This window comes from Streptococcus sp. 22.1 (assembly GCF_016648645.1).
Taxonomy (GTDB): domain Bacteria; phylum Bacillota; class Bacilli; order Lactobacillales; family Streptococcaceae; genus Streptococcus.
Window position 1 is genome coordinate 31,060 of record NZ_JACLQK010000011.1, and the last position, 16,913, is coordinate 47,972.

Annotated in this window: 17 protein-coding genes; 16 read left to right on the top strand and 1 reads right to left on the bottom strand. The window is 42.2% G+C overall.

Annotation, left to right across the window (positions count from 1 at the left end):
• Positions 1 to 27 precede the first annotated feature (27 nt).
• On the bottom strand, positions 28 to 399 hold the full coding sequence (locus H7U04_RS06810; protein ID WP_073689825.1) for a DUF3021 family protein: 372 nt from the start codon (positions 397 to 399) through the stop codon (positions 28 to 30).
• 206 nt (positions 400 to 605) lie between these two features.
• Here H7U04_RS06810 and mecA point away from each other — a divergent pair, with 206 nt between their 5' ends.
• The 16 genes from mecA to H7U04_RS06890 all read left to right on the top strand — a co-directional run bounded on the left by mecA (position 606) and on the right by H7U04_RS06890 (position 16,876).
• Positions 606 to 1,355, top strand: coding sequence for an adaptor protein MecA (gene mecA / locus H7U04_RS06815; RefSeq protein WP_014633817.1), 750 nt, complete (start codon positions 606 to 608; stop codon positions 1,353 to 1,355).
• A 3-nt stretch (positions 1,356 to 1,358) separates the two neighbouring features.
• On the top strand, positions 1,359 to 2,516 hold the full coding sequence (locus tag H7U04_RS06820) for a glycosyltransferase family 4 protein (RefSeq protein ID WP_061652476.1): 1,158 nt from the start codon (positions 1,359 to 1,361) through the stop codon (positions 2,514 to 2,516).
• A 161-nt stretch (positions 2,517 to 2,677) separates the two neighbouring features.
• Complete coding sequence (sufC, locus tag H7U04_RS06825) at positions 2,678 to 3,448, top strand: Fe-S cluster assembly ATPase SufC (RefSeq protein WP_002883600.1); 771 nt, start codon at positions 2,678 to 2,680, stop codon at positions 3,446 to 3,448.
• A 36-nt stretch (positions 3,449 to 3,484) separates the two neighbouring features.
• A complete protein-coding gene (gene sufD / locus H7U04_RS06830) occupies positions 3,485 to 4,747 on the top strand; it encodes a Fe-S cluster assembly protein SufD (RefSeq protein ID WP_048790376.1) in 1,263 nt (420 codons plus the stop codon).
• Between the two features lie 53 nt (positions 4,748 to 4,800).
• Positions 4,801 to 6,033: a cysteine desulfurase gene (locus H7U04_RS06835; protein WP_201059452.1), complete on the top strand. Its 1,233-nt coding sequence runs from the start codon at positions 4,801 to 4,803 to the stop codon at positions 6,031 to 6,033.
• On the top strand, positions 6,020 to 6,451 hold the full coding sequence (gene sufU, locus H7U04_RS06840; protein ID WP_002883658.1) for a Fe-S cluster assembly sulfur transfer protein SufU: 432 nt from the start codon (positions 6,020 to 6,022) through the stop codon (positions 6,449 to 6,451). The genes H7U04_RS06835 and sufU overlap by 14 nt, the downstream gene beginning before the upstream one ends.
• 75 nt (positions 6,452 to 6,526) lie before the next feature.
• Entirely contained in the window at positions 6,527 to 7,945 is a 1,419-nt protein-coding gene (sufB, locus tag H7U04_RS06845; protein WP_002883666.1) for a Fe-S cluster assembly protein SufB, read from the top strand.
• A gap of 174 nt (positions 7,946 to 8,119) precedes the next feature.
• Positions 8,120 to 8,479 (top strand): hypothetical protein, encoded by a 360-nt coding sequence (locus H7U04_RS06850; RefSeq protein ID WP_201059455.1) that lies wholly within the window; start codon positions 8,120 to 8,122, stop codon positions 8,477 to 8,479.
• A gap of 80 nt (positions 8,480 to 8,559) precedes the next feature.
• Positions 8,560 to 9,426 carry an Hsp33 family molecular chaperone HslO gene (hslO, locus tag H7U04_RS06855; RefSeq protein ID WP_037600144.1) on the top strand — a complete coding sequence of 289 codons (867 nt, stop codon included), beginning with the start codon at positions 8,560 to 8,562 and terminating at the stop codon, positions 9,424 to 9,426.
• Entirely contained in the window at positions 9,419 to 10,396 is a 978-nt protein-coding gene (dusB, locus tag H7U04_RS06860; protein ID WP_002883588.1) for a tRNA dihydrouridine synthase DusB, read from the top strand. The genes hslO and dusB overlap by 8 nt, the downstream gene beginning before the upstream one ends.
• A gap of 165 nt (positions 10,397 to 10,561) precedes the next feature.
• The gene (locus H7U04_RS06865) at positions 10,562 to 11,005 is read left to right on the top strand and encodes a zinc-dependent MarR family transcriptional regulator (protein ID WP_037600147.1); all 444 of its coding nucleotides are present in this window, start codon (positions 10,562 to 10,564) and stop codon (positions 11,003 to 11,005) included.
• A gap of 1 nt (position 11,006) precedes the next feature.
• Positions 11,007 to 11,714: a metal ABC transporter ATP-binding protein gene (locus H7U04_RS06870; RefSeq protein ID WP_037600153.1), complete on the top strand. Its 708-nt coding sequence runs from the start codon at positions 11,007 to 11,009 to the stop codon at positions 11,712 to 11,714.
• Positions 11,707 to 12,519, top strand: coding sequence for a metal ABC transporter permease (locus H7U04_RS06875; protein ID WP_037600154.1), 813 nt, complete (start codon positions 11,707 to 11,709; stop codon positions 12,517 to 12,519). The genes H7U04_RS06870 and H7U04_RS06875 overlap by 8 nt, the downstream gene beginning before the upstream one ends.
• Before the next feature lie 164 nt (positions 12,520 to 12,683).
• Entirely contained in the window at positions 12,684 to 13,622 is a 939-nt protein-coding gene (locus H7U04_RS06880; RefSeq protein WP_037600155.1) for an AEC family transporter, read from the top strand.
• Between the two features lie 154 nt (positions 13,623 to 13,776).
• Complete coding sequence (locus tag H7U04_RS06885; RefSeq protein ID WP_037600157.1) at positions 13,777 to 15,963, top strand: PTS transporter subunit IIBC; 2,187 nt, start codon at positions 13,777 to 13,779, stop codon at positions 15,961 to 15,963.
• 97 nt (positions 15,964 to 16,060) lie between these two features.
• Positions 16,061 to 16,876 (top strand): endonuclease/exonuclease/phosphatase family protein, encoded by an 816-nt coding sequence (locus H7U04_RS06890; RefSeq protein WP_037600399.1) that lies wholly within the window; start codon positions 16,061 to 16,063, stop codon positions 16,874 to 16,876.
• The last annotated feature ends 37 nt before the right edge of the window (positions 16,877 to 16,913 follow it).

The window sequence follows — 16,913 nt, forward strand, 5'->3', positions numbered from 1 at the left end:
TGAAGTCCTTTTTATCTGGTTTAGAGATTAATTGTGGAGAAGTTTTCCAAAGATAAGGTAAGCTAGCAACCATAGGACCAGTCCACAAGTTAAGAAACTAGCTAGGATTTTCAAGAAGTCCACGATATTATGCAAGGGATACCATCCGGACAAACAGAGAATTGGAAGGATGGTAACACACATGATAGAGAAGTGCAGAAGTGATTGCTGTTTGAGCGATAAACGGTTATCGTCGTAAATGGGTGCAGTTGCTAGTATGATGGCGACGATTAGCCCTGTAAGAAAAGTAGATTTGTTTACTTGATAAGGTTGCCCCGATAAGTAGAGAAAGAGCGTCAATAAACTCGTTATTCCTCCAGCAATGCTAGCTCGTAGCCACCCTTTTTTATAGGCAGTCATGGTCATCACCTCCATGTATATCTTCACTTTTATTATACTCCAATCTAGGATAGATGACAGGTATAAATGGGGAAATACAAGGTTTTGTTAGTATTAAGAAGTTTGTAGAAATCCTTTCCAAAATAAGACTCAAACTTGCTCAGAAATTGCTATCTCTTGGCTTTTCTAGTATAATGAAATAACTACTCGTGCGAGGTTTTTTACATATGGAAATGAAACAAATAAGCGAGACAACTCTAAAAATCATGATTACCATGGAAGATCTTGAAGAACATGGTATGGAATTGAAGGATTTCTTGATTCCCCAGGAAAAAACAGAGGAATTTTTCTATACTGTCATGGATGAGTTGGACTTGCCTGATAACTTTAAAAATAGTGGAATGCTGAGCTTCCGTGTCACGCCACGCAAGGATCGTGTGGATGTCTTTGTGACTAAATCAGATCTTAAGGAAGACCTTGATTTCAACGATTTGTCAGATATGGATGACTATTCAGGGCTTTCTCCAGAAGAGTTTCTAAAGGCCCTTGAGGGTAACTTTATGGACAAGGGTGACATCGAAGCACACCATAAGCTCGAAGAGCTTGAAAAGACCTTGGAAGAGGTTGATAAGGCTATGACAGAGCCTACCAAGGAAGTGGCTGAAGAAAATATTCGTGAAGACTATACCCACTATGTCTTGGCCTTCTCTGACTTTGATCAAGTGGTGACTTTTACGCAAGGTTTGAAGGATATACCTGTTGAAGGTTCTGAGCTTTATAAACTTGGGGATGTCTACTACATGACGATCCTTCTTTACTTGGCTGATGAGCCTGATTATTACGCGAACAATATGTATGCGCGTTTTCTTGAATATGCGAATGTAGCAGACCGAACACGTGCCTACCTACAAGAGCATGCAACAATCTTGATGGAAGAGGACGCCTTACCGGTACTACAAGCAACGAAATGGAGCTAAGACATGCCTTGGACCATTAACTATATATTCGTTTTGATTGGGACCTTTTTGATTGCCATTGTGACGACCCCATTGGTACGCTCTTTGGCCTTACGTGTCGGAGCTGTTGACAATCCCAATGCAAGACGTATCAATAAAAAGCCCATGCCTAGTGCTGGCGGTCTAGCTATTTTGTTGGCCTTTGTACTAGCGACCTTGGTCTTTATGCCTATGATTATCCATAAGGATATCTGGCATGTTTCTTACATTAGGTACATCTTGCCGGTTGTTGTGGGGGGATCTGTCGTAGCTCTGACGGGCTTCATTGATGATATCTTGGAATTAAAGCCTCTACCTAAGATGCTTGGTATTGTTATTGGAGCTGTTATCGTTTGGGCTTTTACAGACTTCCGATTTGATAGCTTTAAGATTCCATTTGGTGGTCCCATGATTCATTTTGGGCCAGTCCTGACCTTGATTTTAACGGTGTTATGGATTGCGGCCATCACCAATGCCATTAATCTGATTGATGGTTTGGATGGCTTGGTTGGAGGAGTTTCTATCATTTCCCTTATGACTATGGGGGTGATTTCTTATTTCTTCCTCTATGATACTGATATTTTCTTGACCATGACCATCTTTGTCTTGGTGGCTGCCATTATGGGCTTCTTCCCTTACAATTATCATCCAGCGATTATCTATCTAGGTGATACGGGGGCGCTTTTTATTGGCTTTATGATTGGTGTCTTGTCATTGCAAGGATTGAAAAATGCAACTGCAGTGGCTATTTTGTCACCTGTTATTATCCTTGGAGTGCCTATTGTTGACACAGTGGTAGCCATTGTCCGCCGTAAGTTGTCAGGGCGCCCAGCCATGGAGGCTGACAAGATGCACTTACATCATCGCCTTCTAGCCATGGGCTTCACTCATCGAGGAGCGGTTCTGGTGGTTTATGCCATCGCTATTCTCTTTTCATTGATTGCCCTCTTGTTAAATGTTTCCAGTCGTCTCGGTGGTATTCTCTTGCTCTTGAGTTTACTTTTGGGAATGGAAATTCTGATTGAAGGGCTTGAGATTTGGGGCGTTGGTCGAACACCTCTCTTCAATTTCCTAAAATTTATCGGGAATAGTGATTATCGCCAAGCAACCATGTTAAAATGGAAGCAAGGGCGAAAAAATTAAACATTTGAAAAGCCAAGTAATGGCTTTTTTGTTATAATGATTCTAATTAAGGAAAATGGAAGTTCTCTTTTTATTTTCCAGAAAATAGCAAGACTATTTTCAAAAAAATAATGCAAATTAGCGAGCAAGTGCTCGCTGTATATATGAAAAAGGAGTATACAATGTCTGTACTTGAAATCAAAAATCTTCATGTTTCTGTTGAAGATAAAGAAATCTTGAAGGGTCTTAATTTGACTCTTAAAACTGGTGAGATTGCTGCTATCATGGGTCCTAACGGAACTGGTAAATCTACCCTTTCAGCTGCTATCATGGGTAACCCAAACTATGAAATCACAGAAGGGGACATCCTTTTTGATGGCGAAAGCATCCTTGATTTGGAAGTTGACGAACGTGCACGCCTAGGTCTTTTCCTTGCTATGCAATACCCAGCTGAAATCCCAGGAATCACAAATGCTGAGTTCATCCGTGCGGCTATGAACGCTGGTAAAGAAGATGACGAAAAGATTTCTGTTCTTGATTTCATCACTAAATTGGATGAAAAGATGGAATTGCTTGGTATGCGTGAAGAAATGGCTGAGCGTTACCTTAATGAAGGTTTCTCAGGTGGTGAGAAAAAGCGTAACGAAATCCTTCAATTGCTCATGTTGGAACCTAAGTTTGCTCTTCTCGATGAGATTGACTCAGGTCTTGATATCGATGCCCTTAAAGTGGTTTCAAAAGGGGTTAACGCTATGCGTGGCGAAGGCTTCGGTGCTATGATTATCACTCACTACCAACGTCTTTTGAACTACATCACTCCAGATGTTGTACACGTAATGATGGAAGGTAAAGTGGTTCTTTCAGGCGGTCCTGAATTGGCTGCTCGTCTTGAGCAAGAAGGTTATGCGAAAATCGCTGAAGAGCTCGGTTACGAGTACCACGAAGAAGCGTAAGTCTGTTACTCGAAATAACTAGAAAAGGAGTAACCTATGTCAAAAGAATCTATTATCGCTTTTTCACAAGCAAAAGCAGAGCCACTTTGGTTGCAAGACCTTCGTCAAGCAGCCTTTGATAAGCTTGAAAGTTTGGCTCTTCCAAAAATTGAGCGTGTTAAATTCCACCGTTGGAATCTCGGTGATGGAACGATTACTGAAAATGAACCATCAGCAAATGTGCCTGATTTTACAGCGCTTGGAAACAACCCTAAATTGGTCCAAGTAGGAACAAATACTGTACTTGAACAATTGCCAGCCGACTTGATTAGCCAAGGTGTGGTCTTTACAGACCTTACGACTGCTCTTGAGGAAATCCCAGAAGTCGTTGAAGCCTTCTTTGGTAAGGCTGTAGCCTATGATGAGGACAAATTGGCAGCTTATAACTATGCCTACTTCAATAGTGCAGCAGTCCTTTATGTACCAGATAATGTTGAAATTGACTTGCCAGTTGAAAGCTATTTTTACCAAGATGGAACTTCAAATGTTCCATTTAACAAACACGTTTTGATCGTGGCGGGTAAAAACAGTAAATTGACTTACCTTGAGCGTTTTGAAACGCTAGGTGAAGCGACTGAAAAAGCTAGTGCCAACATTTCGGTTGAAGTCATTGCTCAAGACGGTGCACAAGTTAAGTTTGCGGCTATTGACCGTTTGGGTGAAAATGTCACAACTTATATTAGTCGTCGTGGTCGTATCGGTCGTGATGCCAGCATTGACTGGGCTCTCGGGATTATGAACGAGGGCAATGTTATTGCTGACTTTGATAGTGACTTGATTGGTAATGGAAGTCATGCCAACCTTAAAGTTATTGGTCTTTCATCAGGTCGTCAGGTTCAAGGGATTGATACTCGTGTGACTAACTATGGTAACAACTCTGTGGGACATATCCTCCAACACGGTGTTATCTTGGAACGTGGTACTTTGACTTTCAATGGTATTGGTCACATTGTCAAAGGTGCTAAGGGTGCTGATGCACAACAAGAAAGCCGTGTGCTTATGCTTTCTGACAAGGCACGTTCAGATGCGAACCCAATCCTCTTGATTGACGAAAATGAAGTTACAGCAGGACATGCTGCTTCAATCGGTCAGGTAGATCCAGAGGATATGTATTACCTCATGAGTCGTGGACTTGATCAAGACACTGCAGAACGTTTGGTTATTCGCGGTTTCTTAGGAGCAGTTATTACTGAAATCCCAGTTAAAGAAGTGCGCGATGAAATGATTTCTGTAACTGATACAAAACTAAACAAACGTTAGGAACTATCGACGCAGATAGTCTAACCTATGATATATCTAGATAGGGAGATAAGATGTCAGCTTTAGATGCCTATAAGATTCGACAAGATTTTGCCATTTTAGATCAGGTAGTTAATGATGAACCTTTGGTATACTTGGATAATGCAGCAACGACCCAGAAGCCCCAAGTAGTTTTGGACACTCTCATGGCCTACTATCATGAGGACAATGCCAATGTTCACCGTGGTGTGCATACTTTGGCTGAGCGTGCAACAGCTGCTTACGAAGCTAGTCGTGAAAAGCTTCGTCAGTTTATCAATGCTAAATCAACCAAAGAGGTCCTCTTTACACGTGGAACGACAACTGGTCTTAACTGGATTGGTCGTTTTGCAGAGCAGGTTCTTGAGCCAGGAGATGAGGTGGTTATTTCAATTATGGAACACCACTCAAATATCATTCCTTGGCAGGAAGCTTGTAAGAAGACGGGGGCAAAACTTGTTTATGCCTACTTGAAAGATGGCCAATTGGATATGGAAGATTTGGCTAACAAGATTACTGAAAAGACAAAATTTGTCAGTCTAGCTCAGGTCTCTAACGTTTTAGGCTGCATCAATCCTGTCAAAGAAATTGCCAAGCTCGCCCACCAAGTTGGTGCCTATATGGTGGTGGATGGTGCCCAATCGGCGCCCCACATGGCCATTGATGTTCAGGATTTGGATTGTGATTTCTTCACCCTTTCTGGACATAAGATGTTAGGTCCAACAGGGATTGGGGTTCTTTATGGCAAGGAAGAGATTCTTAACCAGATGAATCCTATTGAATTCGGTGGTGAGATGATTGATTTTGTTTACGAACAGGAAGCCACTTGGAAGGAATTGCCTTGGAAATTTGAGGCTGGTACACCTAACATTGCGGGGGCTATTGCTCTTGGTGCTGCTGTGGACTACCTCTCTGCTTTAGGTATGGAAAATATTCATGCTTACGAGCAAGAATTAGTAGACTATGTTTTGCCTAAGCTTCAGGCGATTGATGGTCTGACAGTCTACGGTCCAGAAGATCCTAGTCGGCATGCAGGTGTTGTTGCCTTTAATATTGATGGGCTTCACCCTCATGATGTGGCGACCGCTCTTGACTATGAAGGAGTGGCAGTGCGTGCGGGTCACCACTGTGCTCAGCCTTTAATTAATCATTTAGGAATCTCATCAGCTGCCCGAGCTAGCTTCTATATTTATAATACTAAAGAGGATTGCGACAAACTTGTAGAGGCAATTCTTGCGACGAAGGAGTTTTTCAATGGCACTCTCTAGACTAGATAGTTTATATATGGCTGTTGTGGCCGATCACTCTAAGAGCCCTCACCATCATGGTGTCCTACCTGATGTGGAGCAACTTCAACTGAATAATCCGACTTGTGGAGATGTTATCAATCTGTCAGTTAAATTTGATGGTGACGTGATTGAAGACATTGCCTTTGCTGGTGATGGTTGTACCATTTCTACAGCTTCATCAAGTATGATGACGGATGCAGTTATTGGAAAAACCAAGGCCGAGGCTTTGGAACTAGCGGAGATTTTCTCTCTTATGATTCAAGGAGATCATAAAGATGAAGATAAGCTGGGCGAAGCCAAGCTCTTGGCGGGGGTTTCTAAATTTCCACAACGTATCAAATGTGCAACACTCTCTTGGAATGCGCTCAAAAAAGCCATAGAGAGAAGCGAGCTTTAGGAAGTCAGGGAGCAGTTAGTCTCCTTGCCCAAGCAAAAAGGAAAACGAATCAAACCTTTAATAAAGGAAAATACTATGACTGAAACAAATGAAAAAGTAGAACCAAAACCCATTGATTTGGGAGAATATAAATATGGTTTCCATGACGATGTGACACCAGTCTTTTCAACAGGAAAAGGGATCAGTGAGGACGTGGTCCGTGCCATGTCTGCTGAAAAGGGGGAACCTGAGTGGATGCTTGAATTCCGCTTAAAATCATTGGAAACCTTTAACAAAATGGCTATGCAAGAGTGGGGACCAGACCTTTCTGGTATTAACTTTGATGACCTGACTTATTTCCAAAAGGCATCAGACAAACCTGCTCGTGACTGGGAAGATGTTCCTGAGAAAATTAAGGAAACTTTTGAACGTATTGGTATCCCAGAAGCAGAGCGTGCTTATCTTGCTGGAGCCTCAGCTCAGTATGAATCAGAAGTGGTTTACCACAATATGAAAGAAGAGTACGACAAGTTGGGGATTATCTTTACAGATACGGATTCAGCTCTTAAAGAGCATCCAGAACTCTTCAAGAAGTACTTCTCAAAACTGGTTCCGCCAACAGATAATAAATTTGCAGCCCTTAACTCAGCCTTCTGGTCAGGTGGTACCTTTATCTATGTACCTAAAGGCGTTAAGGTGGATATTCCGCTTCAAACCTACTTCCGTATCAATAACGAAGCAACTGCTCAGTTTGAACGTACTCTTATCATCGTTGATGAAGGTGCCAGCGTTCACTATGTTGAAGGATGTACAGCGCCAACTTACACAACTGCCAGCCTTCATGCGGCTATCGTTGAAATCTTTGCACTTGATGGTGCCTACATGCGCTACTCAACTATCCAAAACTGGTCAGATAGCGTCTACAACTTGGTAACTAAACGTGCTACGGCTAAGAAAAACGCAACTGTTGAGTGGATTGATGGTAACCTGGGTGCTGAAGTAACCATGAAGTACCCTTCTGTTTACCTTGATGGCGAAGGTGCACGTGGTACTATGCTTTCAATTGCCTTTGCCAATGCTGGTCAACACCAAGATACAGGGGCTAAGATGATTCACAATGCACCGCATACATCATCATCTATTGTCTCTAAATCAATTGCTCGTAATGGTGGTAAGGTTGACTACCGTGGACAAGTCACATTCAACAAGGATTCTAAGAAATCGGTATCTCACATCGAATGTGATACCATCTTGATGGATGACTTGTCTAAATCAGACACTATCCCATTCAACGAAATCCACAACTCACAAGTTGCCCTTGAACACGAAGCTAAAGTTTCTAAGATTTCTGAAGAGCAACTCTACTACCTCATGAGTCGTGGACTTTCAGAACAAGAAGCAACAGAGATGATTGTTATGGGATTTGTGGAACCATTCACCAAAGAACTTCCAATGGAATATGCCGTTGAGCTTAACCGCTTGATTAGTTATGAAATGGAAGGATCAGTTGGGTAAAAACTCTGATAATCTAAAGGGACCAGATGGTCCTTTTTGTCTTGCCTGAAAAATCAGGAGATGGGCTATAGATAACTGTTAGGAACAGAGTAATTGCAAAGTGTAGAAAGCGTTTACAACTTTTATTTAAAAAGATATAATAGATTTGAATAGCAAGTAATGGAGGGGACTAATATGGGAGTGTATAACAGTGACTGGCTACTCAATCAAATTCGAGGAACAGCTAATGTGGTCAGTAAGGCTTTTAAATTTGAGACTTTAGACATTGATTTAGGTCAGGTGGAGGACGAGCAAGGTCACACTATTGATGGTAATGACTATATTGACGACTTGTTGATCCATGAACAGTATGATCAGGCGACAGCCTTCATTCATAGTCAACTCAAACGTTTGACGACTAATGACTATAATCTCCTTGTCAGCATCTATATTGAGTATTTGGAGAATTTGCCGCCATTAATAAAAGAAAAACATCAGCTTGATAATCGCCAAATAATGGACTGGAAAGCTAAACTGTCCGAGTTTTCATGGTAATTTGCTAGAGAGAGTGGGAGAGGAAACGCCAAGCGTTTACGACTTTTCCACCCTCTTTTTTGTGTTATAATAGAGACACTATGGATAAATTAATTAAAACAATTTCAGAATCAGGTTCTTTCCGTGCTTATGTTCTTGATAGCACTGAAACAGTTAGAACCGCACAAGAAAAACACAATACATTATCATCATCAACAGTTGCTTTGGGGCGTACTCTTATTGCCAATCAAATCTTGGCTGCTAACCAAAAGGGTGAAAGCAAAATTACAGTTAAGGTTATCGGAAACAGCTCTTTTGGTCATATCATCTCTGTAGCTGATACCAAAGGACATGTTAAGGGCTACATCCAAAATCCAGGTGTGGACATCAAGAAAACAGCGACTGGTGAAGTTTTGGTGGGTCCTTTCATGGGTCAAGGGCAGTTTGTCTCAATCATCGATTATGGAACTGGTAATCCTTACACGTCATCAACACCACTTATTTCTGGTGAAATCGGTGAAGACTTTGCCTACTATTTGACAGAATCTGAGCAAACACCATCTGCTGTTGGTCTTAATGTACTTCTTGACGAAGAGGATAAGGTTAAGGTTGCTGGTGGTTTCATGCTTCAGGTCTTGCCAGGGGCTAGCGAGGAAGAAGTCGCTCGTTACGAAAAACGCATCCAAGAGATGCCAGCCATTTCAACGCTTTTGGAGTCTGATGACCATATCGAAGCTCTCTTGAATGCTATTTATGGGGATGAGCCTTTCAAACGTTTGTCTGAAGAGGAGCTGAGTTTTGACTGTGATTGCTCACGTGAACGCTTTGAAAATGCCCTCTTGACGCTTGGTAAGGATGAACTTCAAGCTATTAAAGATGAAGATCACGGTGCTGAAATCATCTGCCAATTCTGCCAAAACAAGTATGAATTTTCAGAAGCTGACTTGGAGGAACTCATCAATGACTAAACTTAATTCGTCCTTCATGATTGGAAATGTAGAGATCCCTCACCGAACAGTCCTAGCTCCTATGGCAGGCGTGACCAACTCTGCCTTTCGTACCATTGCAAAAGAGTTTGGTGCTGGTCTTGTGGTGATGGAGATGATTTCTGAAAAAGGTCTCCTCTACAATAATGAGAAAACTCTTCACATGCTTCACATCGATGAGAATGAACATCCAATGTCTATCCAGCTTTTCGGTGGTGATGCTGAAGGCTTGAAGCGAGCAGCCGACTTTATCCAGACCAATACGAAGGCTGATATCGTTGATATCAACATGGGTTGTCCGGTCAATAAGGTAGTCAAAAATGAAGCTGGTGCCAAGTGGCTCAAGGATCCAGATAAGATTTACCACATTGTCAAGGAAGTAACGTCAGTACTTGATATTCCTTTGACTGTTAAGATGCGTACGGGTTGGTCAGACAGTGATTTGGCTGTGGAAAACGCTCTTGCAGCTGAGTCTGCAGGTGTTTCTGCTCTTGCTATGCACGGTCGTACCCGTGAACAAATGTATACTGGTCACTGTGACCATGAGACGCTGGCTCGTGTTGCTAAAGCTATTACTAAGATTCCATTTATCGGAAATGGTGATGTTCGTAGCGTTCAAGACGCTAAACTCATGATTGAAGAACTTGGTGTAGATGCGGTTATGGTGGGGCGTGCAGCTATGAACAACCCATACATCTTCACGCAAATCAATCACTTCTTCGAAACGGGAGAGGAATTGCCAGAGCTTCCATTTGATAAGAAGCTGGACATCGCTGAAGACCACCTCAAACGTTTGGTGGACCTTAAAGGTGAAAAGATTGCTGTTCGTGAATTCCGTGGTCTGGCACCACACTATCTTCGTGGAACAGCAGGAGCAGCTAAGGTTCGTGGCGAAGTCTCACGTGCCGAGTCTGTTGCTCAGGTCGAAGAAATATTTGCGACTTTGCGATAAATGTATATACATAATGAAAACTTGACCAACTTGGTTAGGTTTTTATTTTACTCTTATTCTTCCCTGATATTGATGACAGCGAACTGCTAATCTTTTTCTAGGTCTTCCCTTGCAAAACCTCTGTGTTTTCGATATAATTAACTGGTTAAGTAAATGGAGAAAGAAATGCTAGAACTAGAAGAACAAGTCAATCAATTGATTAACCAAATTTTGCTTAAGGCTGAGAATCAGCATGAGCTCCTTATTGGTCAGTGCCGTAGTCAGGTTAAGTTGACCAACACCCAGGAGCATATTCTCATGCTTTTGTCTGAGGGGCGAAAGACTAATTCTGAGTTGGCTAAGACTCTCAATGTCAGTCAGGCTGCTGTTACCAAGGCGGTAAAAACCTTGGTCAAAGAGGGCATGTTGGAGGCTAAGAAAGACAAGGATGATGGGCGCGTGACCTACTTTGTCTTGACACAAGAAGCTCAACCCATAGCCCGAGAGCATGAGGAACACCACCAAGAGACCTTGGGGGTTTATCGGTCTGTATTGGATCAGTTCGATAATCAAGAGCGTCAGGTTATTGGACGTTTCTTGACAACATTAGCAGAAAAAATCGAGGAATAAGATGCGTTATATTACAGTTGAAGGACTGAGCTTCCAGTATGATGCGGAGCCCGTTCTGGACAATATTCACTATCATTTGGATTCTGGGGAGTTTGTGACCCTGACTGGGGAAAATGGAGCTGCCAAGTCAACGCTTATTAAGGCTACCCTAGGAATTCTCAAGCCTAAGAAAGGGACTGTGACGATTTCTGATATTAACAAAGATGGTAAAAAGCTTCGTATGGCCTATCTTCCACAGCAGATTGCCAGCTTTAATGCAGGTTTTCCAAGCACGGTATACGAGTTTGTTAAGTCTGGCCGTTATCCTCGTCAGGGCTGGTTCCGTCGTTTGACGAAACACGACTTGGAGCATGTTCAACGTGCCCTAGAGTCTGTTGGTATGTGGGAAAATCGTCACAAGCAGATTGGACATCTCTCAGGTGGCCAAAAGCAGCGTGCTGTTATTGCGCGTATCTTTGCTTCAGATCCTGATATCTTTGTTTTGGATGAACCAACGACAGGGATGGATGCAGGAACAGCCAATACCTTCTATGAACTCATGCACCACTCTGCCCATAAGCATGGCAAGTCTGTCTTGATGATTACCCACGACCCAGAGGAAGTCAAGGAGTACACAGACCGTAATATTCATCTGGTTCGTAACCAGAAATTGCCTTGGCGTTGTTTCAACGTCCATGAAAAGGATGGAGAGGAGCACAAACATGATTAGTGAATTATTAGCCTATGATTTTATGCAACGTGCTATTCTCGCCGTGATTGCTATTAGTATCTTTTCGCCAATTTTGGGGCTCTTCTTAATTCTTCGTCGTCAGAGCTTGATGAGTGATACGTTGAGTCACGTGTCCCTAGCTGGGGTGGCTGTTGGGATTTTCTTGGGACAATCAACCACTTGGATGACCCTTGTGGTTGTGGTTATTGCCGCTTTGGTCTTGGAATATCTCAGGGTCAGTTACAAGCATTATATGGAGATTTCAACGGCTATCCTCATGTCAATGGGATTGGCAGTGGCTCTTATTCTTAGTAACAAGGCGGGTAGCAGTAGCATGAGTCTGGATAGCTATCTTTTTGGTTCTATCATCACGATTAGCTCTGAGCAGGTTCATGCCCTCTTTGTGATTGCGGCTATTGTACTGGTCTTGACGCTACTATTTATTCGTCCTATGTATCTTTTGACCTTTGACGAGGACACTGCTCATGTAGATGGCTTGCCAGTACGTCTCATGTCGCTTCTCTTCAATATTGTGACAGGTATAGCGATTGCTCTGATGATTCCAGCAGCAGGATCACTTTTAGTTTCTACCATCATGATTCTTCCAGCAGCTATTGGTATGAAAATAGGTCAAACCTTTAAATCTGTCATTTTTTGGGCTATTGGTATTGGTTTGGTTGGCATGCTCTCTGGTATTTTTATTTCCTATTATTGGGAAACACCTGCTAGTGCCACTATTACCCTTATCTTCATCGCCTTCTTTGGTCTGGTATCAATCTTTGAACCTCTCTTAAAAGCAGAGTAAGTATATAGAAGAAAAGAGCTTGAGAAATCGAGCTCTTTTTGTGATATACTAAAGTGGTTTTTGAGAGAAGTTAAAATAAGAATGGTAGCTTTCTAGGCAGAAATGATGATTATATTTCTCTGGTATCCACTATCATTTGTAATAGTAACAAAAAAGGAGAAAACATGGAAATCTTTCTAACGAGTATATCGGGAATCCTAGTCATTTTGGGTATGATTTTAGTGGGATTCGTAATGGGTGAAAAAGGCTGGTTTGACGACAAGTCACGTGGTCTTATAGCTAAGCTAGTCACTCAAATTGCCCTTCCTTGTTATATGCTCTATACGATTACACAGCGTTTCACAGCGGCAGACCTACTTAAAATGTTGCCGGAATTGCGTTTTCCTACACTTTCTATGGTGATTTTACTCGGGATTGCGACAGCGGTGGCTAGAATTTTTGCAGTGAAAAAGGAGCGTCGTGGTCTCTTTATTTCCATGTTTTTTAATTCGAATACCATTTTTGTGGGGCTCCCTATCAATCAAGCCCTCTTTGGCGACGCTAGTATCCCCTATGTTCTTATCTATTATATGTGCAATACGACCTTTTTCTGGACCTTGGGGACCTACCTCATCCAACGTGATGGGGAAGGAGACGCTGAATTTGATTTAAGAACAAGTCTGAAAAAAATCTTTTCCCCCCCTCTAATGGGCTTCATGTTAGGCCTTCTTATTGTTATCCTCCATATTAAATTACCAAGCTTTTTAGCCAGTGACTTGCAGTATTTAGGTAGTTTGACGACTCCTTTATCTATGATTTTCATCGGTTTGTCAGTATCCAATGCAGGTGTCAAGCAGTTGGTTCTTAAAAAGGACCAGTTACTGATTTTGCTGGGACGCTTTGTGGTTGCTCCTCTCTTAATGGCTACCATCGTATATTGGGCGCCCCTCCCAACTTTGATGAAGCAAGTTTTTATCATCCAGTCGGCTATGCCTGTCATGACCAATGCTCCAGTCGTTGCTAAACTATATGGGGCTGATAGTGATTACGCTGCTGTCATGGTTACTGAGACTACCCTTGCTACCATGATTGTAATTCCAATTTTGATGGTCCTTATGGCTTAAAAATAATCAAGTAACCCCGGTTTTTCTGGGGTTTTTTAAATTTGTAAAAAAATTCAAAAAAAGTTTACGAAAACGCTTTACAAATTGTAAAAAGATGCTATAATAATTACATAAGTTATGCAAACGTTTGCATCAAAACGTAGGAGGAAATGAAATGAATAAGCTAAAAGAAAAATTTGGCTTTGAGTTCTGGCAAAAATTCGGTAAAGCCCTCATGGTTGTTATCGCGGTTATGCCAGCAGCAGGTCTCATGATTTCTATCGGTAAAACGATTGCCATGATTAATCCAAACATGGCACCACTCGTTATTACTGGTGGATTTCTTGAGCAGATTGGTTGGGGGGTTATCGGTAACCTTCACATCTTGTTCGCCCTTGCCATTGGTGGTAGCTGGGCTAAGGAACGTGCAGGCGGTGCCTTTGCGGCAGGTCTTGCCTTTATCTTGATTAACCGTTTGACTGGTTCAATCTTTGGTGTTACTTCAGATATTCTTGCTGATAAGGCTGCTACAGTCCACACCATTTTTGGTCAATCAATCAAGGTATCTGATTACTTCATCAGTGTTTTGGAAGCTCCAGCCCTCAACATGGGTGTGTTCGTAGGTATCATCTCTGGTTTCATCGGAGCTACTGCCTTCAACAAATACTATAACTTCCGTAAATTGCCAGAAGCTTTGTCATTCTTCAATGGTAAACGCTTCGTACCATTCGTAGTTATTCTTCGTTCAGCTATCGCAGCTATCGTCCTTGCTATCGTATGGCCAGTTATCCAATCAGGAATCAACGGCTTCGGTATGTGGATTGCCAACTCAAAAGAAACTGCTCCAATCTTGGCACCGTTCTTGTTCGGTACTTTGGAACGTCTTCTCTTGCCATTTGGTCTCCACCACATGTTGACTATCCCAATTAACTACACTCAATTGGGTGGTACTTACCACGTATTGACTGGTGCCGCTAAAGGTACTGAAGTATTGGGTCAAGACCCACTCTGGCTTGCTTGGGTTACTGACCTTGCAAACCTTAAAGGTGCACACCCAGAACAATACAAACACCTTCTTGAATCTGTTACACCAGCCCGCTTTAAAGTTGGTCAAATGATCGGTTCATTCGGTATCTTGATGGGTATCGTCGTAGCCATCTACCGTAACGTCGATGATGATAAAAAACATCAATACAAAGGGATGTTGACTGCAACTGCACTTGCAACATTCTTGACAGGGGTAACAGAGCCAATCGAGTACATGTTCATGTTCGTGGCTACTCCACTTTACATCGTTTATGCTTTGGTACAAGGATGTGCCTTTGCCATGGCTGATATCGTTAACCTTCGTGTTCACTCATTCGGTTCTATCGAGTTCTTGACACGTACACCACTTGCTATTAACGCTGGTTTGGCGATGGATATCGTTAACTTCATTTGGGTAACTGTACTCTTTGGTGTTATCATGTTCTTCATCGCGAACTTCATGATTAAGAAATTTGACTACGCTACACCAGGACGTAACGGTAACTATGAGCAAGGTGATGATGCTCCATCAGAATCTGCTGGATCAGCAAGTGCTGGAACAAGCTCAGCAAGCTCACAAGTTATCAACATCATCAACCTTCTTGGTGGACGTGCTAACATCGTCGACGTTGACGCATGTATGACTCGTCTCCGTGTTACTGTTAAAGATGCTGATAAAGTCGGAACTGAAGAACAATGGAAAGCTGAAGGAGCTATGGGTCTTGTCATGAAAGGACAAGGGGTTCAAGCTATCTATGGTCCTAAAGCAGACGTATTGAAATCTGATATTCAAGACGTTCTTGATTCAGGTGAAGTTATTCCTGAAACACTTCCAAGTCAAATGACTGCTGTTCAAAAAGCAGAAGCTACCTTCAAAGGTGTGACTGACGAAGTACATTCAGTTGCTGATGGTCAAGTTATCAACATCGAAGATGTTAAAGACCCAGTATTCTCACAAAAAATGATGGGTGACGGTTTCGCTGTAGAACCAGAAAACGGTAAAATCGTTTCACCAGTAGCTGGTAAAGTGACAAGCATCTTCCCAACTAAACACGCTCTTGGTTTGGTAACAGACAATGGTCTTGAAGTTTTGGTTCACATCGGACTTGACACTGTTAGTCTTGAAGGTAAACCATTCGACGTTAAAGTTACTGAAGGTCAAACAGTTGCTGCAGGTGATCTCTTGGTTGAAGCGAACCTTGATGCTATCCGTGAAGCAGGTCGTGAAACATCTACAGTTGTTGTCTTTACAAATGTAGATGCAATCAAATCAGTTAAAGTAGAACATACAGGTAAATTGGCTGCTAACGCTCCAGTTGCAAAAGTAGAACTTTAATTTGCTAAACGATAAACAAGCAGACAGCCCTTGGGCTGTTTTGTTTGTAAATGACCCTATGTCATTTCTAGATGCAAGTCAGAAGAGGGATAAACTTATGAAATTTCTAACTTTAAATACCCACAGTTGGATGGAAGAAGATGCAGAAGGGAAATTCCAAACCTTAAAGGAACAGATTCTTAAAGCTCAGTATGATATTATTTGCTTCCAAGAAGTTAACCAAGAAATAGAGACTTCTGTTGTAGACACGGATGATTACTATCATGCACTTCCATCAGCAACACCAATCCACCAAGATCACTTTGTCCGTCTTCTTGTGGAAAAGTTGGCTGAAGAAGGTCTTCAATACCATTGGACTTGGGCTTATAATCACATTGGTTATGATCACCTTAATGAAGGGGTTGCCGTCTTGTCACGTCAACCATTGACAGCTAGCGAAATCTTGGTTTCAGATGTTGATGATCCAACTGACTACCATACACGCCGTGTAGCAGTTGCTGAAACCACTGTAGATGGCCGAGAAGTGGCTGTTGCTAGTGTTCACCTTTCATGGTGGGACAAAGGTTTCCAAGAAGAGTGGGTACGTATTGAGGAACGTTTCAAAGCTATTGGAAAACCACTCATCCTAGCAGGTGACTTTAACAACCCAGCAGGTCGCGAAGGTTATCAAGCCATTTTGGCTAGCCCACTCAATCTTCAAGATAGTTTTGAAGTAGCTAAAGAAACAACTGGTAGCTATACAGTTGGACCTGGTATCGATGGCTGGAAGGGCAATGAAGAGCCTTTACGTATCGATTATGTCTTTGCAAGCCAAGAGTGGACAGTAAATCGCCTTAGTGTCATTTTTGATGGAAACAATCAACCTCTAGTAAGTGATCACTATGGCCTTGAAGCAGACCTTGCATTTAGATAGTAACTGTAGCCTATCTTGACCTAATAAGGGTAAAAAG